The following is a 16,972-nucleotide window of genomic DNA, read 5'->3' on the forward strand; positions in this document are numbered from 1 at the left end:
TTCGCCCTTTGCGCGACCGGCTTTCCTCCGCCGCCTGAAAGCGGCGGTCCCCAGCCGGAGGCTCTGATGGGAAGCAGGGCATCCAGGCTGCGTGTCCGGCGTGCCCGGCGCGGCAGCAGTGTCGAGGTGAAGTCGATGCGCTCGCCGCCATCCGGCAGTTTGAGATCCTTCCGCTCGGCCAGGAAAGCCACCACCTCCGCCTCGATCGCCTGCTCCGGCAGCCGACCGGCTCCGGTTCGCAAAACGGCGGTCAGCGGATCATCGATCTCGTCGGGCCGTCGCAGCGGCACAACGTTGCTACCTTCGATCATGGCGTATCGCTCCCTCGTGGAGGTTCTGGCAGGTTTGGTCACCCACCTCGATGCGCCGCCTTCCTCAGACCGTCATCACCCGGTTTCCGCCATAGCTCACGGACCCATCGCCATCCGCGCTGCCGGCGCGAGCCAATCCGGATGGCGATCGAGCCAACGCACCACCGCATCGACGAGCGAGGCCCGGGAATTGAAGGCCGGCTCGCAGCCTGGGATCCAGTCCTCACTGAGTCCTTCAAGTACGGCGCTGATGTTCCGATGCTTGTATTCGATCGAGCCGCGCGGCCGATCGATCACCGCCTGCCGAAGGCGATTATGCTCGGCCTTGCTGTATGGCCGCCCGGTGACGTCGTCCGCGAGCATCGCGAAATGGTTCTCGACGACCGCGTCGTCCTGCTCGTCGGACCGGTCACCGGCCATGGCAGCTCCCGAGCGAGCCGGCCAAGATGGAAGAGGCCTGAGAGCCCGTTTGATAAATGCTTAAAGACGCATCATGTTGTAGGTCCTGAGGTATGAAACCGTAACATGATGTAGGTTTTTCGAGTTATCAAACGGGCTCTGAATCATTCCAGCAACTGCGCCAGCACACCGAGCGCCGGCCCGGCGTCGGCAAGCCGCTGGTCGAGCGTATGCACCGTGGCGCCATGCTCCGACGCGACGGCGAGATGCAGCGAGTCACCGGCGCGAAGCCCAAGCGCATGCTGATCGGCAAACCTCGCCGCCGCCCGGAACTGCCCGCCCGTCACTGGCAGCACGGTGAAGCTCTCGGCGACGAGCTTGTTGAACATGGCGAGGGCCGCCGCTCGCTGCTCCAGGCTGATCTGCCCGGTCCGCAGCTTGATCGCCATGGCGGATGACATCTCGGTGACGGTCCAGTCGCTGATCAGAAGCTGGGCCGGGTCCTGCTCCGCCAGCCAAGCCTGGACGCGCGGCGTCATAGCTTCGTTGGAGAGCGCCGCGACGATCAGCGACGTGTCGAGATAGAGCATCAGTAGCGATCGCCATCCCGCATCGACCGCACGAGATCAGCGGCGCTCTGGGACTGGGGCGGCATCGCTGCCGTCAGCGACTGGAGCAGCGCGGCATCAATCGGCTTGCGCGGTCTTGCCACGGTGGTGAGCCGTGCAACCGGCTTGCCGCGACGGGTGATGTCGATTGAATCGCCCGCTTCGACCCGGTCGACCAGTTCGCTCAGATGGGCTTTGGCATCCGCCAGATTGATCGCATCCATGTCACGCTCCTGACCATCTAGATAGTCATATAGCGTGCCTGGCTTAAGAATTCCAGCCCCTCTGTGCCAACGTCGGATGAGACAGTTGCCTGCTGAACTGATCAGTAGAGGGCGCTGTTGAGGACCTGATGAGCATGACTTCCCTACCCCAAACCGGAACCCCGCTTTCACCACCGGACCCGGAGGTGAGTGACCGGCCCCAGCGCCGGACGTTCAGCGTGGCCGACAAGCTGCGCATCCTGGACGAGATCGACCGCGCCCGTCCCGGTGATGTCGGCGCCATCCTGCGTCGTGAAGGTCTGTACTCGTCCAATGTCGGACGGTGGCGCCGACAGCGCGACGCCGGCACGCTGCACGGACCGGCGCCGGCCAGATCGGGGCCGAAGAGCGCGCCGGCCAATCCTCACAAGAACGACGTGGTGCGCCTGGAGCGGGAGAACGCTCGCCTGCGCGACCAGCTCACCCGCGCCGAGGCGATCATCGAGCTCCAAAAAAAAGTCGCTCAGCTGCTGGAGACCTCACTCGGCTCGACCGATCCGGGCGAGCGCAGGTGATGACCGCCATCGAGCAGGCGGTCCCGGCCGTGGACGTCGCCACCGCCTGCCGGGCGCTCGGCGTCCCCCGCGCCAGCTTCTACCGCCATCGCGACAGGCTGCGCCAGGTCGGGCCGCCCCTCCCGCCGGTGCGCCGGCCCTCTCCTCCGCGCGCGCTGAGCAGGACCGAGTGCCGTCAGGTTCTCGACCTGCTGCACAGCGAGCGCTTCGTCGATGCCGCCCCGGCCCAGGTCTACGCCACGCTGCTCGACGAGGGGCGATACCTGTGCTCGGTGCGCACCATGTACCGCCTGCTGGCCGCCAATGACGAGGTTCGGGAGCGCCGGCAGCAGCGCCGGCATCCGGTCTATACCAAGCCCGAACTGCTGGCCACCGGCCCCAACCAGGTGTGGAGCTGGGACATCACCAAGCTGAAGGGGCCGGTCAAGGGCACGTGGCTGTGCCTGTACGTCATTCTCGACATCTTCAGCCGCGCCGTGGTGGGGTGGACGGTAGCCTACCGGGAAAGCGCCGCGCTTGCCGAGCGGCTGATCCGGCAGACCGTGCGCAAACAGGGTGTCGCCCGTGACCGGCTGACGCTGCATGCCGACCGCGGCGGCGCCATGAAGGCCAGGGCGGTGGTCGAGTTGCTGGCCGACCTCGGCGTGACGCGCAGCCACAGCCGGCCGCAGCAGTCCAACGACAATCCGTTCTCCGAGGCGCAGTTCAAGACGCTGAAGTACCATCGCGACTTCCCCGAGCGCTTCGGCTCGATCCAGGACGCCCGGGTGTTCTGCCGCACCTTCTTCGCCTGGTACAACACCGTGCACCGGCACTCCGGGCTGGCGCTGATGACGCCGCACCAGGTCCACTATGGCGACACCGGCGCGATCCGGTCGGCACGGCAGGCAGTGCTCGATGACGTCCACCGCCGGCATCCCGAACGCTTCGTGAGCAAGCGGCCCGAAGCTCCCGCACCGCCCGCGGCGGTCTGGATCAACCCGCCGGCCGCGCCGGAGGAAGGCGGCGGCGCACATCCCTCATCCCGATGTTCGGCTGAACAGCGGCCATCCCGCCGTCCCGGCCTGCCGACCTCACCGCCGGCGCACGAGGGAACGGGCAAGGTCCTTCTCGAGGGACCCGCCCACGGGGCGGGACGGAAGGGCCTTGCGCGGCCCGAGAGCGCCGGCATCCTGGAAGCGGACGAACGGCCGTGGGAAAACCACCCCGCCGGCAGTCAGCCCCAACCCTGAGCTACGACAAAACGAGCAGCTGTCTCATACGCGTTGACATGTACCGGCAGAAGGTTTGCCGATGCGGCGTGTTCTCACCAGGCAGCAGCTTTAGGACATGGCCTGGGAGCGCGCCGTATCCAAGGTGGCGCCCGAGCTCGGCATCTCCGACGCGGCGCTGCGTGAGCAATGCGTGAGGCACGCCATCCCCTTCCCGGATGCCGCCTATTGGGGACGAACAGTAGATCGTGTCCCGGTGCGTGGTGTATCTCGCGCTATGGCGGCGAGGTCTCCGGCATGGCTGGCCGGTTGGATCATAACTCCAACCCGCCGAGCATCTGTGGCCGCTGACCGACGAAGCTCTCGCCAACACCCATTTCGAGACCCTCGACGATCTCGACGAGGCTCTGGCGGAACGCTGTCGCATCCTCGCCGATGATCCAGATCAGATCAGGGCCAATACCCTGTTTCGCTGGTGGCCAAGGCACAACTGATCCTCCAGGTCGCCACTGACTTCAAACCACTCAGCCGGAAACCGTATCAGACTAGCTGGTGACCAAACGCGGTTCCGACGCCGACTTGTGGTACGTGCAAGACGAAGAGGAGCTTTGGGTCCTACGATCAGAGGAAGGCGGGGCTCGGCTCACGCCAGGCCCTGTCGGGGATTGGCGCACCGCGCTTATGCGAGCCCGAGGAATGCCCGCCAGTCGCGGGGCGGACGGCCTACGGCCTCTGCGAACAGGTCAGGATCGAACAGCGTATCGGCGCCGAGTATCGCGCCCGCGGCGTTGAGGATGAACTGGTCACGCACGCAGGACATGTAGGCGGGGTCCGCGCCGGCAGCGACAGCGTCGGCATAGAAGACGTGCGGATCCTCGGGGACGATCACAATCTCCCGTCTCTGCTGCACCCCCACCATGTGCGCCACGTCGGCCATAGTCGCCCGGTCATAACCCAATTGCCATACCTGGTTCATGAAGCGCTTGGGCTCGGCCAGCGCGGAAGCGGCAAGAGCGGCGACGTCCCCAGCATCGACCCAGCTCCAGGCGCAGTCGCCGATCAGGTTGGTCAGCTGGTCGCCCTGCAACCAGCCGAAGGCGTTGAGGTTCTGCATGAAGGCCTCGGGCTGGAGATGGGTGTAGCCGAACCCTTCGCGCTCGATCATCGCCTCAATATAGCGATGCCAGCCCCAATGGGCGACGCGGGTGGTGGGATTGCCAGAGGCGCCGATGTGGACGATGTGCTTCACCCCGTGTCGCTTGGCGGCATCAATCACCGTATGCGACTGGCGCAGCATGTCAACCGTGTAGCCCGTGAGCAGCAGCAGCCGGTCGACCCCGGCAAGAGCCGCCTCGACGCTTGCGGCATCTTCGAGATCGAGCCGCACCGGGATCGCGCCAAGGGCAGCGAGTCCCGCAGCAGCGTCGTCCCGGCGATAGGCGGCGCGCACATCGCGGCCGCCGCGATCAAGCAGATCGCGCACGACAGCGCCGCCGATCCGGCCGGTCGCGCCGAGGACAAGAATGGTTGGCGTGGTCATCATGATATCTCCTGTTGGTAGGTTCCCGCCGGGCGGCGCGAGCGCCTGCCCGGCGGAACCGTCGGTCCAAGGTCAGCGGGCGAGAAAGCCGCCATTGATGAAGAGCGTCTGACCGGTGACCCAGCGGCTTTCCTCCGACGCGAGGAAGCCGATCAGCGGCACGATGTCTTCGATCCGGCCGAGGCGGTTCTGCGGGCTCATATGAGCGAGATAGGCCGTCGGCTGCTCGTTCTCCTCGCCGTGGAAGAACGGCGTGTCGATCGGGCCGGGGGCGATCACGTTGACGGTCACGCCGCGCGCGCCGATTTCCTTGGCGAGCGCGCGGGAGAAATCCTCGAGCGGCGCCTTGGACCCGGCATAGACAGCATACATGCCGGTGGTCGCGCCGAGCAGCGTGGTGCCCATATTGATGATGCGCCCGCTATCGGCGATGCGCCGCGCCGCTTCCTGCATCACGAAGAACGCAGCCTTGGTGTTGATCCCGAAGGCGCGATCGAAATCGGCTTCGCTGATCTCAGTGAACGGCTTCTTGATAACGACGCCAGCATTGTTGATGACGATGTCGATGCGCCCGAAGGCCTGCACTGCGGCGTCGAAGAGGTGGCGGACATTGGCTGTGTCAGCGAGATCGCCCGAGATCACCAGCGCGCGGCGGCCGAGGCTCTGGACTTCGGCAGCCACTGCTTCAGCGTCGTCGCGCGAGGCGTCGCTGTGATGGTGGACCACGATGTCCGCGCCGCGGCGCGCGAGTTCGGCGGCGAAGCCGCGTCCCATGTTGCGAGCAGCGCCGGTGATCAGCGCGACCCTTCCGGCGAGGTCCTGGGCATTCTGGGTCATGGCATATCTCCTTTTTCGTTGCCGTCCGGCGGACATCGCCGGGCTCGGAGACGGAAATAGCTGCTTGCATTATCTCCAAACAGTCGTTGACTGGGAAAGCATGCCTTGCGTACTACGCAAGGCATGGATGAGTTTGCCCGCCGTACTTTCCTGCGCGTCATCGAGACCGGATCGATCACGGCGGCGGCGCGCGACCTTGACACCGATGTTTCCACGGTCAGTCGGCGGATAGCGGCGCTAGAAGCACGGCTAGGCGTGCAACTGCTTGAGCGTGGCCCAAAGCGAAGCGAGCCCACAGCGGCGGGGCTCAGGTTCTATGAGGGGATGCGGCGCTTGATTGATGAACAGGACGCACTTGAGGCCGAGGTGCGCGGCGAGGCAGCCGTACCGCGGGGCTTGCTGCGCGTCGCCTGCCCGACCAATCTCGGCGAGTTGCACCTGACGGGTTGGACCATCGCCTTTCAGGAGCAGCACCCGGTACTTGAAGTCGAACTGCTGCTCGACGATCGCTATGTCGATCTGCGCGCCGCCAATGTCGACGTGGCCATCCGGATCGGTGCGCTCAGCGACAGCTCGCTGACCGCAAGGCGCATTGGAGCGATGGAACTCGGCCTCTACGCGGCACCACGCTACCTTGGACAGCATGCGCCGATTCGTCAGCCATCGGATCTCTCAGGCCATGATTTTGTATTGTTCTCATTCCTTCAGGCGGGCGATCAAATTGCGCTGGCCTGTGACGACGGGCGCACTGAGCGGATCGCCATGCGCTCGCGCCTCTCGATCAACAATGTCGGCGCAATCTCCCATGCGGTCGCTTACGGAGCCGGGGTGCACGCGGGACCCTTATGGCTGTTTGAGCCGCTGCGTGGACAGGGCGTGGTTGAGCGCGTGCTGCCTGACTGGCAGGCGCCGCTCTATCCCGTGCACGCCGTACACAATTACGGGCGCAAGCCGCCAGCCAAGGTCCGGTTCTTCATCGATAATCTCGCTGCGAATCTGGCGAGATTGCCGGGCATTGTTCGATGAATTGAAGGTAGCAGCTTTGCGCCCCGATCCCGGTCATTAGGCCAATCGCCGGCATCTCCTGAAAGCGGTCATAGAGGCTGCGCGGCAGCAATGTCCGCGAGAGCACCAGAAACCGTGGGGCAGTTCAGGCTGCGACGGCGAACGGGGCGAATTGAACATCGTTAGCGGGCATAGCCGGATACCAGGTGGTGAACAGGTCGGGCAGCGTGCCGTGAAGGGTGCGCGTTCGGGTCTGCAGGAGTCGATGAGCGCCCTTTCTTGACCATTGCATCTGATGTTTTTTGGCGAAACGCCTGCTGATGACGAGATCGACGGTGGATTCGGCGAAGGCGGTCGAGATGATCTCGCCATGGTCCCAGCGCTCCGCGTAGTCCGTGATCGCGGCGGAGTTGTTCTCGATGTAGGTGGTCAACCCGGCCGTCGCCTTGACCAGCCGCGTCGGGCCGGGATAGCCGCTGTCCAGGGCGGCGATGTCCTCGGCCAACGCACGGGAGCGGTTTAAAGCTTCACCGGCATCGCTATGCCACAGCCGCCACTTGATCCGCTCGATCCGATCCTGCAGGGCGGCCGCTTCAAGGGGGTGGTGCGCGGCGCGGCTTTCCAGGCGGCAATCGCATCCTCCGTGAACCATACCGTCAGGCTGCCCCGTTGCCGCAACGCCTCGTTATACACCGCCCAGTTCATCACCCGCCGCTTCGGCCGCGGAGTGTGGCGGCGGCGATCGGCATTGGCTTTAGGCGGCATGAAGGCGAGATCCAGAGCATCGGAACAAGGCGCCCCTTACGCCATCCCGCATATCCCTGCAACATCTATGGACGGCCCCCGCCTTGCAAGAGCTTCCTGGAACGTTGCGACATCAAAAGCCGGTTGCTGCCATCTATTCGGCCTGTTTATGCAGTCCGCAGGACTGCTGGCCCTGATGAGATCCGCGGATCGACACCCAATCACGCTGTCGAGCTGTTTCGCTCGCTGTTGCAGGCGGGTTCTGCCAATCCCGGTCCGACCTATGGTGTCATCACGTCGCGAGTGCCCTCGCAAACCGAAGGTGAGGGGGTGGCCCTGGTCAGGGAGCTGACCGGGCGGAACTGCTCATCCTGTTCTTCCTTCTGACAACCTCTTTGTTCGATCAGCGGGACCACCTCTCCGCCCCGACCTGTCTTTATCAGGAGCGCCGCGCGCAGCGAACGGCAAGGCTGGCCCGCCAGGGCCACCGCCGAAGGCGGCTCGGCCTTGCCGGAGCGAGCACGGTGCTATTCTGCCGCGGGTCGGGATCCCCAGTGCGGATGGCGCCTTCATCGCTGCCTCACGCCGTCGCCGGTTCGGCCGTCATGGCAGGCTTGCGGTACTCCTCGCCGCGCGCCATCACTGCCCAGGCGATCCGGGCCAGCTTGTTGGCCAGCGCCACCACCGCGACGTTGAAGGGCCGCCGCTTCAGCAGCCCGGCCAGCCACGGCGACTTCGTGCCCTGCCAGCGCATTACCGCCCGCGCGCCATTCACCAGCATCCGGCGCAGATAACCGTCGCCCGCCTTGGAGATGCCCCCCAGGCGCTCCTTACCGCCGCTCGAGGTCTGGCGCGGCACCAGGCCGAGCCAGGCCGCCAGATGGCGGCCGGACTCGAAGACCGTGGCGTCGCCAATCGTCGCCGTCAGTGCGGTCGCGGTGATCCGGCCGATGCCGGGAACCGTCATCAGCCGCTGGCAGACCTCGTCCGCCTGAGCCTGCTCGGCCAGCCGGGCATCAAGGTCCTCGATCCGGCGTTCGGTGTCGCGCAGTTGGTCGACAAGACTTTGGAGAACGCTTCGTGCCAGAGCGGGAACCCGGGTGTCCTCCGGGTCGGCCACCACGGCGGTCAGCTGCGCGATCTTGCCGGCGCCCTGGGGGGCGATGATGCCGAACTCGGCGAGGTGAGCGCGCAACGCGTTGATCAGCTGGGTCTTTTGAGCAACCAGCGTCTCGCGCACCCGGTGGATTGCCAGGGTGCTCTGCTGCTCCTCGCTCTTGACTGCGACAAACCGCATGCTCGGCCGCTGCACCGCCTCGCAGATCGCCTCGGCGTCGGCCCGGTCGTTCTTCTGGCGCTTCACGTAAGGCTTGACGTACTGCGGCGCCATCAGGCGTACCGTGTGACCAAGCCGGGCAATCTCTCTCGCCCAAAAGTGCGACCCGGCACAGGCCTCCATCCCAACCACGCACGGCGCCAGGTTGGCGAAGAACGCCAGCACCGCGTCCCGCCGCAGCCGCTTCGTCACAACCACCTTGCCCTGAACATCAACACCGTGAACCTGAAACACCGACTTCGCCAGATCGAGACCGATGAATGCCGCAGACATCGCACAATCTCCGTGATGAAGGGGACCTATCCGCTACGTGGCACTGACGTGCCAGATGCGGGAGGCCGTCCATCTCATCACGCTGACGCCCGAACCGGGACGAGCATCGGCGCGGCCGATGGGCGCGGATCTCCATGGCGACAATGCGGAACGCCGGGGGTTCGGCTCACACTCCCTCCGCTGCCGAACGCCTCACCGCGTCCAGGTCCCTTACAGGCGGCAGGCCGAACATCCGGGCATACTCCCGCGTGAACTGCGAGATACTCTCGCAGCCGACGGCGAAAGCCGCTCCGCTCGTTGACATGCCTTGCGACATCATCAGCCCGCGCGCCTCAATAAGGCGCAGTTGCTTCTGGAATTGCAGCGGCGAAAGCGATGTCACAGCGCGGAAGTGATGGTGGAATGACGACCGGCTCATCCCGGCCGCCGCCGCCAGCCGCGCGATCGGGAGAGGCTGCGCGAACTCGGCTCGAAGGATCGCGACGGCACGCGCCACGCGCCGCGCCCGGCTGTATGACAGGCCGATACGGCAAACCACCGGCCCGTGGCGGCCGGCCAAGAGCCAGTAATCAACTCCGCGATCACCGCCGCGTCAAGGTCAAGCACCAGCGACAGGTAGGGTTCGGCAACACTCTCGCGCGTGATCTGGCTGATGGTCGGCACATCCGCCGTGATCAGCAGCGAGTCACCCGCGCCAAACGCGAAGGTCCGAGCCCCCATCGAAACGCTTTTGTTCCCCTGCAGCACGAGACACGCAAGCGGGCGGGAGATCGCATGGTCCAACCCGCTCGGGGCGGTGGAGCGGATGGCCGTAAGGCCCGGGATGGGAGTCCGAGCAAGACCGGCCGGGTCGGCATGCGCCTCTGCATAGCGGCGAACGGCGTCGCGAAGGGTGTCATCCATGCCGTGATCCTAGCCCGCTTTTGGCCGCTGCGCTTCCGGACTTGGAGGAATAGGCAAGGAACATCGACTTTCTGGCAACAAGGATGGCCGCCTCGAGGCCACATGACGGCCGTCAGACGGAAAGGAGTTTGAAACATGACGAAAATCGCTCTCGTTACCGGTGCCAGCCGGGGGCTCGGCCGCAGCATGGCCTTGAGTATCGCCCGCCGCGGCGGCGACGTCATCGTGACCTACCAGAGCCGCGAGGCGGACGCGCAGGCGGTCGTCGCGGAGATCGACGCGATGGGGCGTAGGGGGCTCGCTCTTCAACTCGACGTGGGCGACGTCGCCGAATTCGGGCCGTTTGCCGAACGGCTGCGGACGGCGTTGCGCAGTGTTTGGCAGAGAGCCTCGTTCGACCATCTCGTGAACAATGCCGGTCACGGCGATATGGCCACCATCGAGCAGACGACCGAGGCGCAATTCGACAAGTTGGTGAACGTCCACTTCAAGGGGGTGTTCTTCCTCACTCAGACGCTGCTGCCGCTGATCGCGGACGGCGGACGCATCGTGAACCTGTCCAGCGGCCTGACCCGCGTGTCCTACCCCGGCTTCTCCGCCTACGCGGCAGCAAAGGCCGCAGTCGAAATGCTCACCATGTACATGGCGAAGGAGTTGGGAGCCCGCGGCATCGCTGTCAACACGGTGGCGCCGGGTGCCATCGAGACCGACTTCCTCGGCGGTGCCGTTCGCGACACGCCCGACCTCAACAAGGTCTTCGCGACAATGACCGCGCTTGGCCGTGTCGGCGTGCCCGACGACGTCGGGCCGATGGTCGCAAGCCTGCTGTCGGAAGACAACCGTTGGATCAACGCCCAGCGGATCGAGGCATCCGGAGGCCAAGCCATCTGATCCGCAGAATTTCATATGACGGCGGTGCAGCCCATCAGCTGCTGCACCGTCATGGCGTCAGGGTGGCGTGAACTACGGTGAACCGCGCCGGGTTTACCGGAGACCATTGCGGCTTGTGTCACGCCGCCCGATCCAACCGTCCTATCGACCTGCTGCCCGACTGTCACTCCGACAGGTCGCCGTGCCGCTGAACCTGCCCGTGATCGCGCCGTCGGCTCCAGCATCCGCGGACAAACCGGTGCTCGGATACAGCTCAGCCCGCCCTGCGCATGACCCTCGCGGTGAGGTTGTTGCGCTAGCACAGGGCTACACGTCCCGTCCGCGAACAAGCTCTAAGAGCCCGTTCGATAATTCGAAAAACCTACATCATGTTATGGTTTCATACCTCAGGACCTACAACATGATGCGTCTTTAAGCATTTATCAAACGGGCTCTAAAGGCTCGAAGCTCCAGCCTTGGGGAGGTTCAGCCGATATCCTCACCGACCTCTCGTCGGGGGCGGCGATCCCGTGTTTCAAAAGACCGAAGCGGAACAGGCTGAAGCTCCGCTTCGGTCCACCTTTCTGGGTCAGCCGCCTGCTTTGTTTCGAGCGCCCGGGCGAGATCCCCGCCGTACCGTTCAGGCCATGAACAGCATGTCGGACTGGCCGGCGCCGAAGACCGTCGGATTGCCGAAGGTCAGGTCGAGCAGGTCCGCAACCGCCAGGGTCGTCGCCAGGTCGGCGGTGTGATTGCCGTCCACTGGCGTGATAGTGATGCTGCCGTCCACGAAGTTGGTCCCTTCGGACAGCGGGTTGTCGATGGTCACCGGGCCGGCGAAATCGAAACGGTAGAATTCGTCGTTGCCGGGGACCGGAACGCGTTCCACGCCGATGTGCAGGGCGGTCGCCTCGTCCAGCAGGGTGAAGGCGATATCCTCCCGGTCGGCGCCGACCGGGATATTGACGTTCAAGCCGCGGTCGGCCGGCAGGATGCTGCCGTCCTCGGGCGCGGTCTCGAGGAGGCTATCCACCAGTTCCGCGGTGAAGTCGGCGCCGAACTCGTACAGCCCCTCGGGAGCCTGCCCGCGCTCGTCGGCCCCGATCGAGACGGCGATGGCGGGGATGCCGCAGTCGAACACCGACTGTACGGCCGCCGCCAGGGCCGCCGAGGCGTTGGCCGAAATGCCCGTGCTGGGCCCGAGATCCGCGCCGGAGATCACCAGGTCGGGCTCGTCCTCGCCGAAAAGCTGCTCGATGCCGCCGAACGTGGTCCCCAGGGCGCTCGGCTGCTCCTTCGGGGCAAAGATGTGGACATTGTGCCCGGCCGCAATCAACCCCTCGTAAAGAGAGGTGATGCCCGGCGCATCGAAGCCGTCGTCATTCGTCAGAAGAAGATTGAGCGACGCTTGTTATTCCTTTGCAAATGGCTGATTCCGCCTGTGCTGACCCCCGACTTCCGGGTCGGCGGAGTCTGATTTGCCGCTCATGACAAAAATACTATTGATTTGATGACAATAACTGATTCATTGGAGATCTAATGGGTGAGTGTTAACTCTTGGGACTGAGTAAGACCGCACCGGGAGGATCGGCGGATCGGGGGCCGGGATCGGCCGTGGCATAGACGTCCAGCAGCCTGGCGAAGGTATGGTCCCAGCCGAAGTTGCTCTCCACATGGGCGCGAGCCCGCCGGCCCAGCGATTCCTTCTCGGCCGCGGCGCGTAGGATGTTGGCGGCCATGGCATCGGGATCGTCGACCGGCCCCAGATATCCCAGGCCGTCCGGCACCCGCTCCACCAGCGCGCCGGCATTCACGCCGACCACCGGCAGTCCGGCCGCCTGCGCCTCGATCACTGCGAGCCCGAAGGTTTCGTGCGGGCCGGCGGTGACGTAGAGATCGGCGGACGCGATCATCGCCGCGACGCGTCCGCGATCCGGCTCATAGGGCATCAGGCGAACGCCCGGATGCCGGCCGGCCAGATCCTCGATCACGTCGCGCAAGGGTCCCTCCCCGGCGATCCAGAGCTGGGCGTGCAAGGATCTCGGCAGCCGCGCGTAAGCCTCGATCAGGGTCGGGACATGCTTCTCCGTCCCCAATCGTCCGATGAAGAGCAGCACCAGCGATCGCGGATCGGCCCCGAGGGCCGCGCGCAGCGCGGGATCGCGCCTGTCCGGCCGGAACAGGTCGAGATCGACGCCCAGCGGCACCACCTGCACGTCGTCCACGCCATAGTCGCGCAGCCGCGCCGCCTGTGCCGGCGTCGGCGCCATCCGCCGGTCACACTGGCGGAACACGGTGCCGATATAGTGCTCGGCTCCCCGGGCCGCGGTGTCGGCGAGCTTCTCGACCATGTGGCCGAGCAGGTCGCTCAATTCGTCGATCCGCTCATGCGCCAGAGCCCGGAGCGGCGCCCCGACATAGGCTTCGGCTACGTCGGTGTGGAAGAAGGCCCCGACGATGCAGCTGTGCCCCTCCTGCAGACGCTGCTTGCGGTAGGACAGCACCGGCCAGGGCGTCATGTAGTGGCTGCCCAGTTCGACGATGTCGGGCGCATGCTCCAGCAGCACCTTCCGAATGGCGGGTGGCCAGACGAAGAAACGGTAATCCGCCTGTCCGGGAAACAGAGGGCTCGATATCTGGACCGTCGTGCTGCGGCCGTCCGTCTCGACGCAGTCCTCCGCTCCCGGAATGATCAGCAGGTGGTCGTGTCCGGTCCGCTCGACCAGGAAACGCCGCTTCTGATCGATATAGGTCCTTATCCCGCCGCTCCGTTCGTTGTACGCGATCGTCACGTCGCAGAACTTCATCACCGGCCTCCTCGCCGTCAGCCTGGGAGTGCAACTTCCTCCCCGAACCCGGCCGCGAACGGGCTGGGCCCGCCCGGGCCGCCGATCAGCCCGCGCACGCCGCCGCCCGGGAGCACGTCGATGGCGACGTCCACGTCCTCGCAGGGCAGGGCGAGGGCGAACCGTAGTCCCGCCGCGCGCGCGGGGAAGCGTGGCCGGACCGTCAGCGCTCCAGGCCGGCCGCCCAGGCCGAAGAGATGGTCGGCGACCATGACGTTCACGAGTCCCGTCCAGCCGACGAAGTCGGCTACCGGCCCGCCGCCCAGGACCAGGCGTTTCCAGCGGTTGCCGCGCTTGCGGTACAGCGCGTCGATGCTGTGCGCCGTGGGATCGTAGAATTCGTAGAAATGGCCATGGGCGTCGAAGGTCCGGTACACGCCGTCGCACAGCCGAAACGCGAAATCGGACGCCGTCTCGTGGAACCCATAGCGCCGCAGCCCTTCCACGACCGCATAGGCGGTGTTGATCCACACCGGGCCGCGCCACATGTCGCGTTCGAAATCCGGATCATCGAGCGCCACGGAGGGCAGGGGGATCAAGGTGTTGAAAGCGTCCGGTGACAGGATGCGGGAATGCAGCCGCCCGGCGCGTGCCGTATCCGGCACGCCGGCCCACAGCGGCAGGAGCGATGCGATGGTATGGGACCTGATGAAACGGCCGTCCCGAGTATCCCGGTCGAAATAGAGGCCATGTTCCTCGTCCCAGAGGTATGCATCGGTGGCCGCGCCCAGGTGGCGGGCCTCATCGGCATAAGAGGCGGCTTCGCCGTCCTTGCCCAGCCGCGCGGCCATTTCCGCCAGCGCCTCGCAGTGCAGGACCATGTAGCTGCACAGGTCCGGCGCGGCCCAGGTTCCGATGTCCTCCAGCCGCCGTTCGTCCACGGTGCTGAAGCGCGGTGCGTTCTCCACGCCCGATTCATAGGCGTGTTTCCAGGCGAACAGCCCGTTCGGCAGCCTGCGGTTGGCATGCAGCCAACGATGATAGGCGGTCAGCGGTCCATAAGCCTTTTCGATCCATTCCATCGCCTGCTCTTCGGGCACGCTCTCAGCCAGCCTCGCCAGCGACCAGGCGACGAGCGGCGGCTGGGTAAGTCGCGACCGCCCGAACTCCGAGGCGAAATGCTGAAGCCGGTCCCCGCTGCGCTTCTCGATCACGGCGTAAAGCACTTCCCAGGCGACCAGCGGGTCCCAACGTTTCCAGACCTGGGCGATGAAGGCGGAATCCCACAGATAGATCGCCCGGAACGGCGGCCCGGGATGTGCGTGCCGCTGCTTGGTCAGGGCGTTGGCGGACTGGAGATTGAGGAACAGCGACGCGTTCACCGCCGAGAATCCGTGCCGCCAGGTGTCAATCGTGCCGTCAGCCGCCTCCACGGTGATCTCCGGGGGCAGGCGCCTGATCTTCTTCGTGGCGAGCAGGGCTGCGACGGCAGGGTCCAAGGGCCGGTGGCGGCGTTCCAGAAGGCGCGAGAGGACGATGATGTCGAAGGCGAAGAAGACCAGGCGCCCCAGCCGCGACAACCCGCTTCCTGCCAGGCGCGTGCGATAGCCGAGGGAACCGATAAGCCCGCCCATCCCCGTCTTCATCCCGCTCCGGTGCCCCTGCAGTGCGACGACGCCATCATCGGCGAAGGAACATGCGGTCCTCTGGAAAGTTCGCGCCAGCCGAAGGAATTCCCTGTTAAAGTTTCATGCAACGGAGTGGATCGACCGGTAGATCGTGCATCGGGGCCAGCCACGGCTTGTCGCACCAGGGTCCTCGCCGCGAGGCGTCATCGACGCCGTGCAAGGTCGCCGTGGATGCTATTGTTCCCACTCCAACGTTCGGTTCCGATGACCTCGCAAGGCGGTTTCGGCTTTTTCAACCTTGTCACGGCAAAAGGACCAGCATGCAGAGATCCTGGGTTTCCCTGGGTTCCAGGTGACGGTCATGCCGTAATGGCCGCAGCGTTGGTTTGATGAGATGGACGGTCCCCCGCATCGACGCTCGTTCAGTGCCATATGACGGATAGGTCCCCTTCATCCCGGAGAGTGTGCGATGTCTACGGCGTTCATCGGTCTCGATCTGGCGAAGTCGGTATTTCAGGTTCACGGCGTTGATGCCCAGGGCAAGGTTGTTGTGACGAAGCGTCTGCGGCGGGACGCGGTGCTGGCGTTCTTCGCCAACCTGCCCGTGTGCGTGGTTGGGATGGAGGCGTGTGCCGGGTCGCATTTCTGGGCAAGAGAGCTCGCCCGGCTCGGTCATACGGTGCGCCTGATGGCGCCGCAGTACGTCAAGCCTTACGTGAAGCGGCAGAAGAATGACCGGGCCGACGCCGAGGCGATCTGCGAGGCGGTGCAGCGACCGAGCATGCGGTTCGTCGCGGTCAAGAGCGAGGAGCAGCAGAGCACCCTGGCGATCCACCGGGTGCGCGAGACGCTGGTCGCCCAGAAGACGCAGCTGATTAACGCGCTGCGCGCTCACCTCGCCGAGTTCGGCATCATCGCACCCCAGGGCGCCGGCAGGATCGCGCAGCTGACCGCCGTAGTGGCCGACCTGGAGGATACCCGGGTTCCCGCTCTGGCGCGAAGCGTTCTCCAAAGTCTTGTCGACCAGCTGCGCGACACCGAACGGCGGGTCGAGGACATCGACGCCTGGTTGGCCGAGCAGGCTCAGGCGGACAAGGTGTGTCAGCGGCTGATGACGGTTCCCGGCATTGGTCCGATCACCGCGACAGCACTGACGGCGACGGTCGGCGACGCCACGGTCTTCGAGTCAGGTCGTCACCTGGCGGCCTGGCTCGGCCTGGTGCCGCGCCAGAACTCGAGCGGCGGCAAGGAACGCCTGGGCGGCATCTCCAAGGCGGGCGACGGTTATCTGCGCCGGATGCTGGTGAATGGCGCGCGGGCGGTGATACGCTGGCATGGCACGAAGTCGCCCTGGCTTGCCGGATTGCTGAAACGGCGGCCCTTCAACGTCGCGGCGGTGGCGCTGGCCAACAAGCTGGCCCGGATTGCCTGGGCGGTGATGGCGCGCGGTGAGGATTACCGCAAGCCTGCCGTGACGGCTGAACCGGCGACGGCGTGAGGCAGCGATGAAGGCGCCATTCGCACTGGGGATCCCGACCTGCGGCAGAATAGCACCGTGCTCGCTCCGGCAAGGCCAAGCCGCCTTCGGCGGTGGCCCTGGCGGGCCAGCCTTGCCGTCCGCTGCGCGCGGCGCTCCTGATAAAGACAGGTCGGGACGGAGAGGTGGTTCCGCCGATCGAACAAAGAGGTTGGGATTAGGAGAAAGAACAGGATGAGACAGCGCCGCAGGCTCGGCAGCCGTCA

General features: G+C 65.5%; 13 protein-coding genes and 5 pseudogenes. 5 read left to right on the top strand and 13 right to left on the bottom strand.

Going from position 1 to position 16,972, the window contains the following annotated elements; genetic code table 11:
• Window positions 1-65: 65 nt before the first annotated feature.
• The 4 genes and pseudogenes from JL100_RS30370 to JL100_RS30385 form a co-directional block, all read right to left on the bottom strand.
• A pseudogene (locus tag JL100_RS30370) lies at window positions 66-311 on the bottom strand (IS256 family transposase); the annotation flags it as partial.
• 96 nt (window positions 312-407) lie between these two features.
• Complete coding sequence (locus JL100_RS30375; RefSeq protein ID WP_202685828.1) at window positions 408-731, bottom strand: hypothetical protein; 324 nt, start codon at window positions 729-731, stop codon at window positions 408-410.
• A 143-nt stretch (window positions 732-874) separates the two neighbouring features.
• Window positions 875-1,300 carry a type II toxin-antitoxin system VapC family toxin gene (locus JL100_RS30380; protein WP_228421626.1) on the bottom strand — a complete coding sequence of 142 codons (426 nt, stop codon included), beginning with the start codon at window positions 1,298-1,300 and terminating at the stop codon, window positions 875-877.
• Entirely contained in the window at window positions 1,300-1,542 is a 243-nt protein-coding gene (locus JL100_RS30385) for a type II toxin-antitoxin system Phd/YefM family antitoxin (RefSeq protein ID WP_202685827.1), read from the bottom strand. The genes JL100_RS30380 and JL100_RS30385 overlap by 1 nt, the downstream gene beginning before the upstream one ends.
• Window positions 1,543-1,670: 128 nt before the next feature.
• Here JL100_RS30385 and JL100_RS30390 point away from each other — a divergent pair.
• Both JL100_RS30390 and JL100_RS36925 read left to right on the top strand, forming a co-directional pair.
• A pseudogene (locus JL100_RS30390) lies at window positions 1,671-3,094 on the top strand (IS3 family transposase); the annotation flags it as partial.
• Window positions 3,095-3,627: 533 nt separating this feature from the next.
• Window positions 3,628-3,801 (top strand): annotated as a pseudogene (locus tag JL100_RS36925) (IS630-like element ISAva6 family transposase); the annotation flags it as partial.
• A 185-nt stretch (window positions 3,802-3,986) separates the two neighbouring features.
• Here JL100_RS36925 and JL100_RS30400 read toward each other — a convergent pair.
• Both JL100_RS30400 and JL100_RS30405 read right to left on the bottom strand, forming a co-directional pair.
• Window positions 3,987-4,850, bottom strand: a complete 864-nt coding sequence (locus JL100_RS30400) for an NmrA family NAD(P)-binding protein (RefSeq protein WP_202685628.1) — start codon at window positions 4,848-4,850, stop codon at window positions 3,987-3,989.
• A 69-nt stretch (window positions 4,851-4,919) separates the two neighbouring features.
• Complete coding sequence (locus JL100_RS30405) at window positions 4,920-5,684, bottom strand: SDR family oxidoreductase (protein ID WP_202685627.1); 765 nt, start codon at window positions 5,682-5,684, stop codon at window positions 4,920-4,922.
• A gap of 105 nt (window positions 5,685-5,789) precedes the next feature.
• Between JL100_RS30405 and JL100_RS30410 the strand changes: the two genes are divergently transcribed.
• Window positions 5,790-6,710 (top strand): LysR family transcriptional regulator, encoded by a 921-nt coding sequence (locus JL100_RS30410; protein WP_202685626.1) that lies wholly within the window; start codon window positions 5,790-5,792, stop codon window positions 6,708-6,710.
• 124 nt (window positions 6,711-6,834) lie between these two features.
• Here JL100_RS30410 and JL100_RS30415 read toward each other — a convergent pair whose 3' ends face one another.
• From JL100_RS30415 to JL100_RS30430, 4 genes and pseudogenes are all read right to left on the bottom strand, one after another.
• Window positions 6,835-7,341, bottom strand: coding sequence for a hypothetical protein (locus JL100_RS30415; RefSeq protein ID WP_202685625.1), 507 nt, complete (start codon window positions 7,339-7,341; stop codon window positions 6,835-6,837).
• Window positions 7,299-7,454, bottom strand: a pseudogene (locus tag JL100_RS30420) (IS5/IS1182 family transposase); the annotation flags it as partial. The pseudogene JL100_RS30420 and the gene JL100_RS30415, both read right to left, overlap by 43 nt.
• A gap of 559 nt (window positions 7,455-8,013) precedes the next feature.
• Window positions 8,014-9,042, bottom strand: coding sequence for an IS110 family RNA-guided transposase (locus JL100_RS30425; RefSeq protein WP_202685624.1), 1,029 nt, complete (start codon window positions 9,040-9,042; stop codon window positions 8,014-8,016).
• 166 nt (window positions 9,043-9,208) lie between these two features.
• Window positions 9,209-9,945: pseudogene (locus JL100_RS30430) on the bottom strand (AraC family transcriptional regulator).
• Between the two features lie 135 nt (window positions 9,946-10,080).
• Between JL100_RS30430 and JL100_RS30435 the strand changes: the two are divergent.
• The gene (locus JL100_RS30435) at window positions 10,081-10,836 is read left to right on the top strand and encodes an SDR family oxidoreductase (RefSeq protein WP_202685623.1); all 756 of its coding nucleotides are present in this window, start codon (window positions 10,081-10,083) and stop codon (window positions 10,834-10,836) included.
• 619 nt (window positions 10,837-11,455) lie between these two features.
• Here the strand turns inward: JL100_RS30435 and JL100_RS30440 are convergent.
• From JL100_RS30440 to JL100_RS30450, 3 genes are all read right to left on the bottom strand, one after another.
• Window positions 11,456-12,205 carry a 5'/3'-nucleotidase SurE gene (locus tag JL100_RS30440; RefSeq protein ID WP_228421667.1) on the bottom strand — a complete coding sequence of 250 codons (750 nt, stop codon included), beginning with the start codon at window positions 12,203-12,205 and terminating at the stop codon, window positions 11,456-11,458.
• Window positions 12,206-12,365: 160 nt separating this feature from the next.
• Window positions 12,366-13,622, bottom strand: coding sequence for a glycosyltransferase (locus tag JL100_RS30445; RefSeq protein ID WP_202685621.1), 1,257 nt, complete (start codon window positions 13,620-13,622; stop codon window positions 12,366-12,368).
• 17 nt (window positions 13,623-13,639) lie between these two features.
• Window positions 13,640-15,235, bottom strand: a complete 1,596-nt coding sequence (locus JL100_RS30450) for an MGH1-like glycoside hydrolase domain-containing protein (protein WP_202685620.1) — start codon at window positions 15,233-15,235, stop codon at window positions 13,640-13,642.
• 463 nt (window positions 15,236-15,698) lie between these two features.
• Between JL100_RS30450 and JL100_RS30455 the strand changes: the two genes are divergently transcribed.
• The gene (locus JL100_RS30455; protein ID WP_202685819.1) at window positions 15,699-16,727 is read left to right on the top strand and encodes an IS110 family RNA-guided transposase; all 1,029 of its coding nucleotides are present in this window, start codon (window positions 15,699-15,701) and stop codon (window positions 16,725-16,727) included.
• Window positions 16,728-16,972: the final 245 nt, after the last annotated feature.

Source organism: Skermanella mucosa (assembly GCF_016765655.2).
Lineage (GTDB): Bacteria > Pseudomonadota > Alphaproteobacteria > Azospirillales > Azospirillaceae > Skermanella > Skermanella mucosa.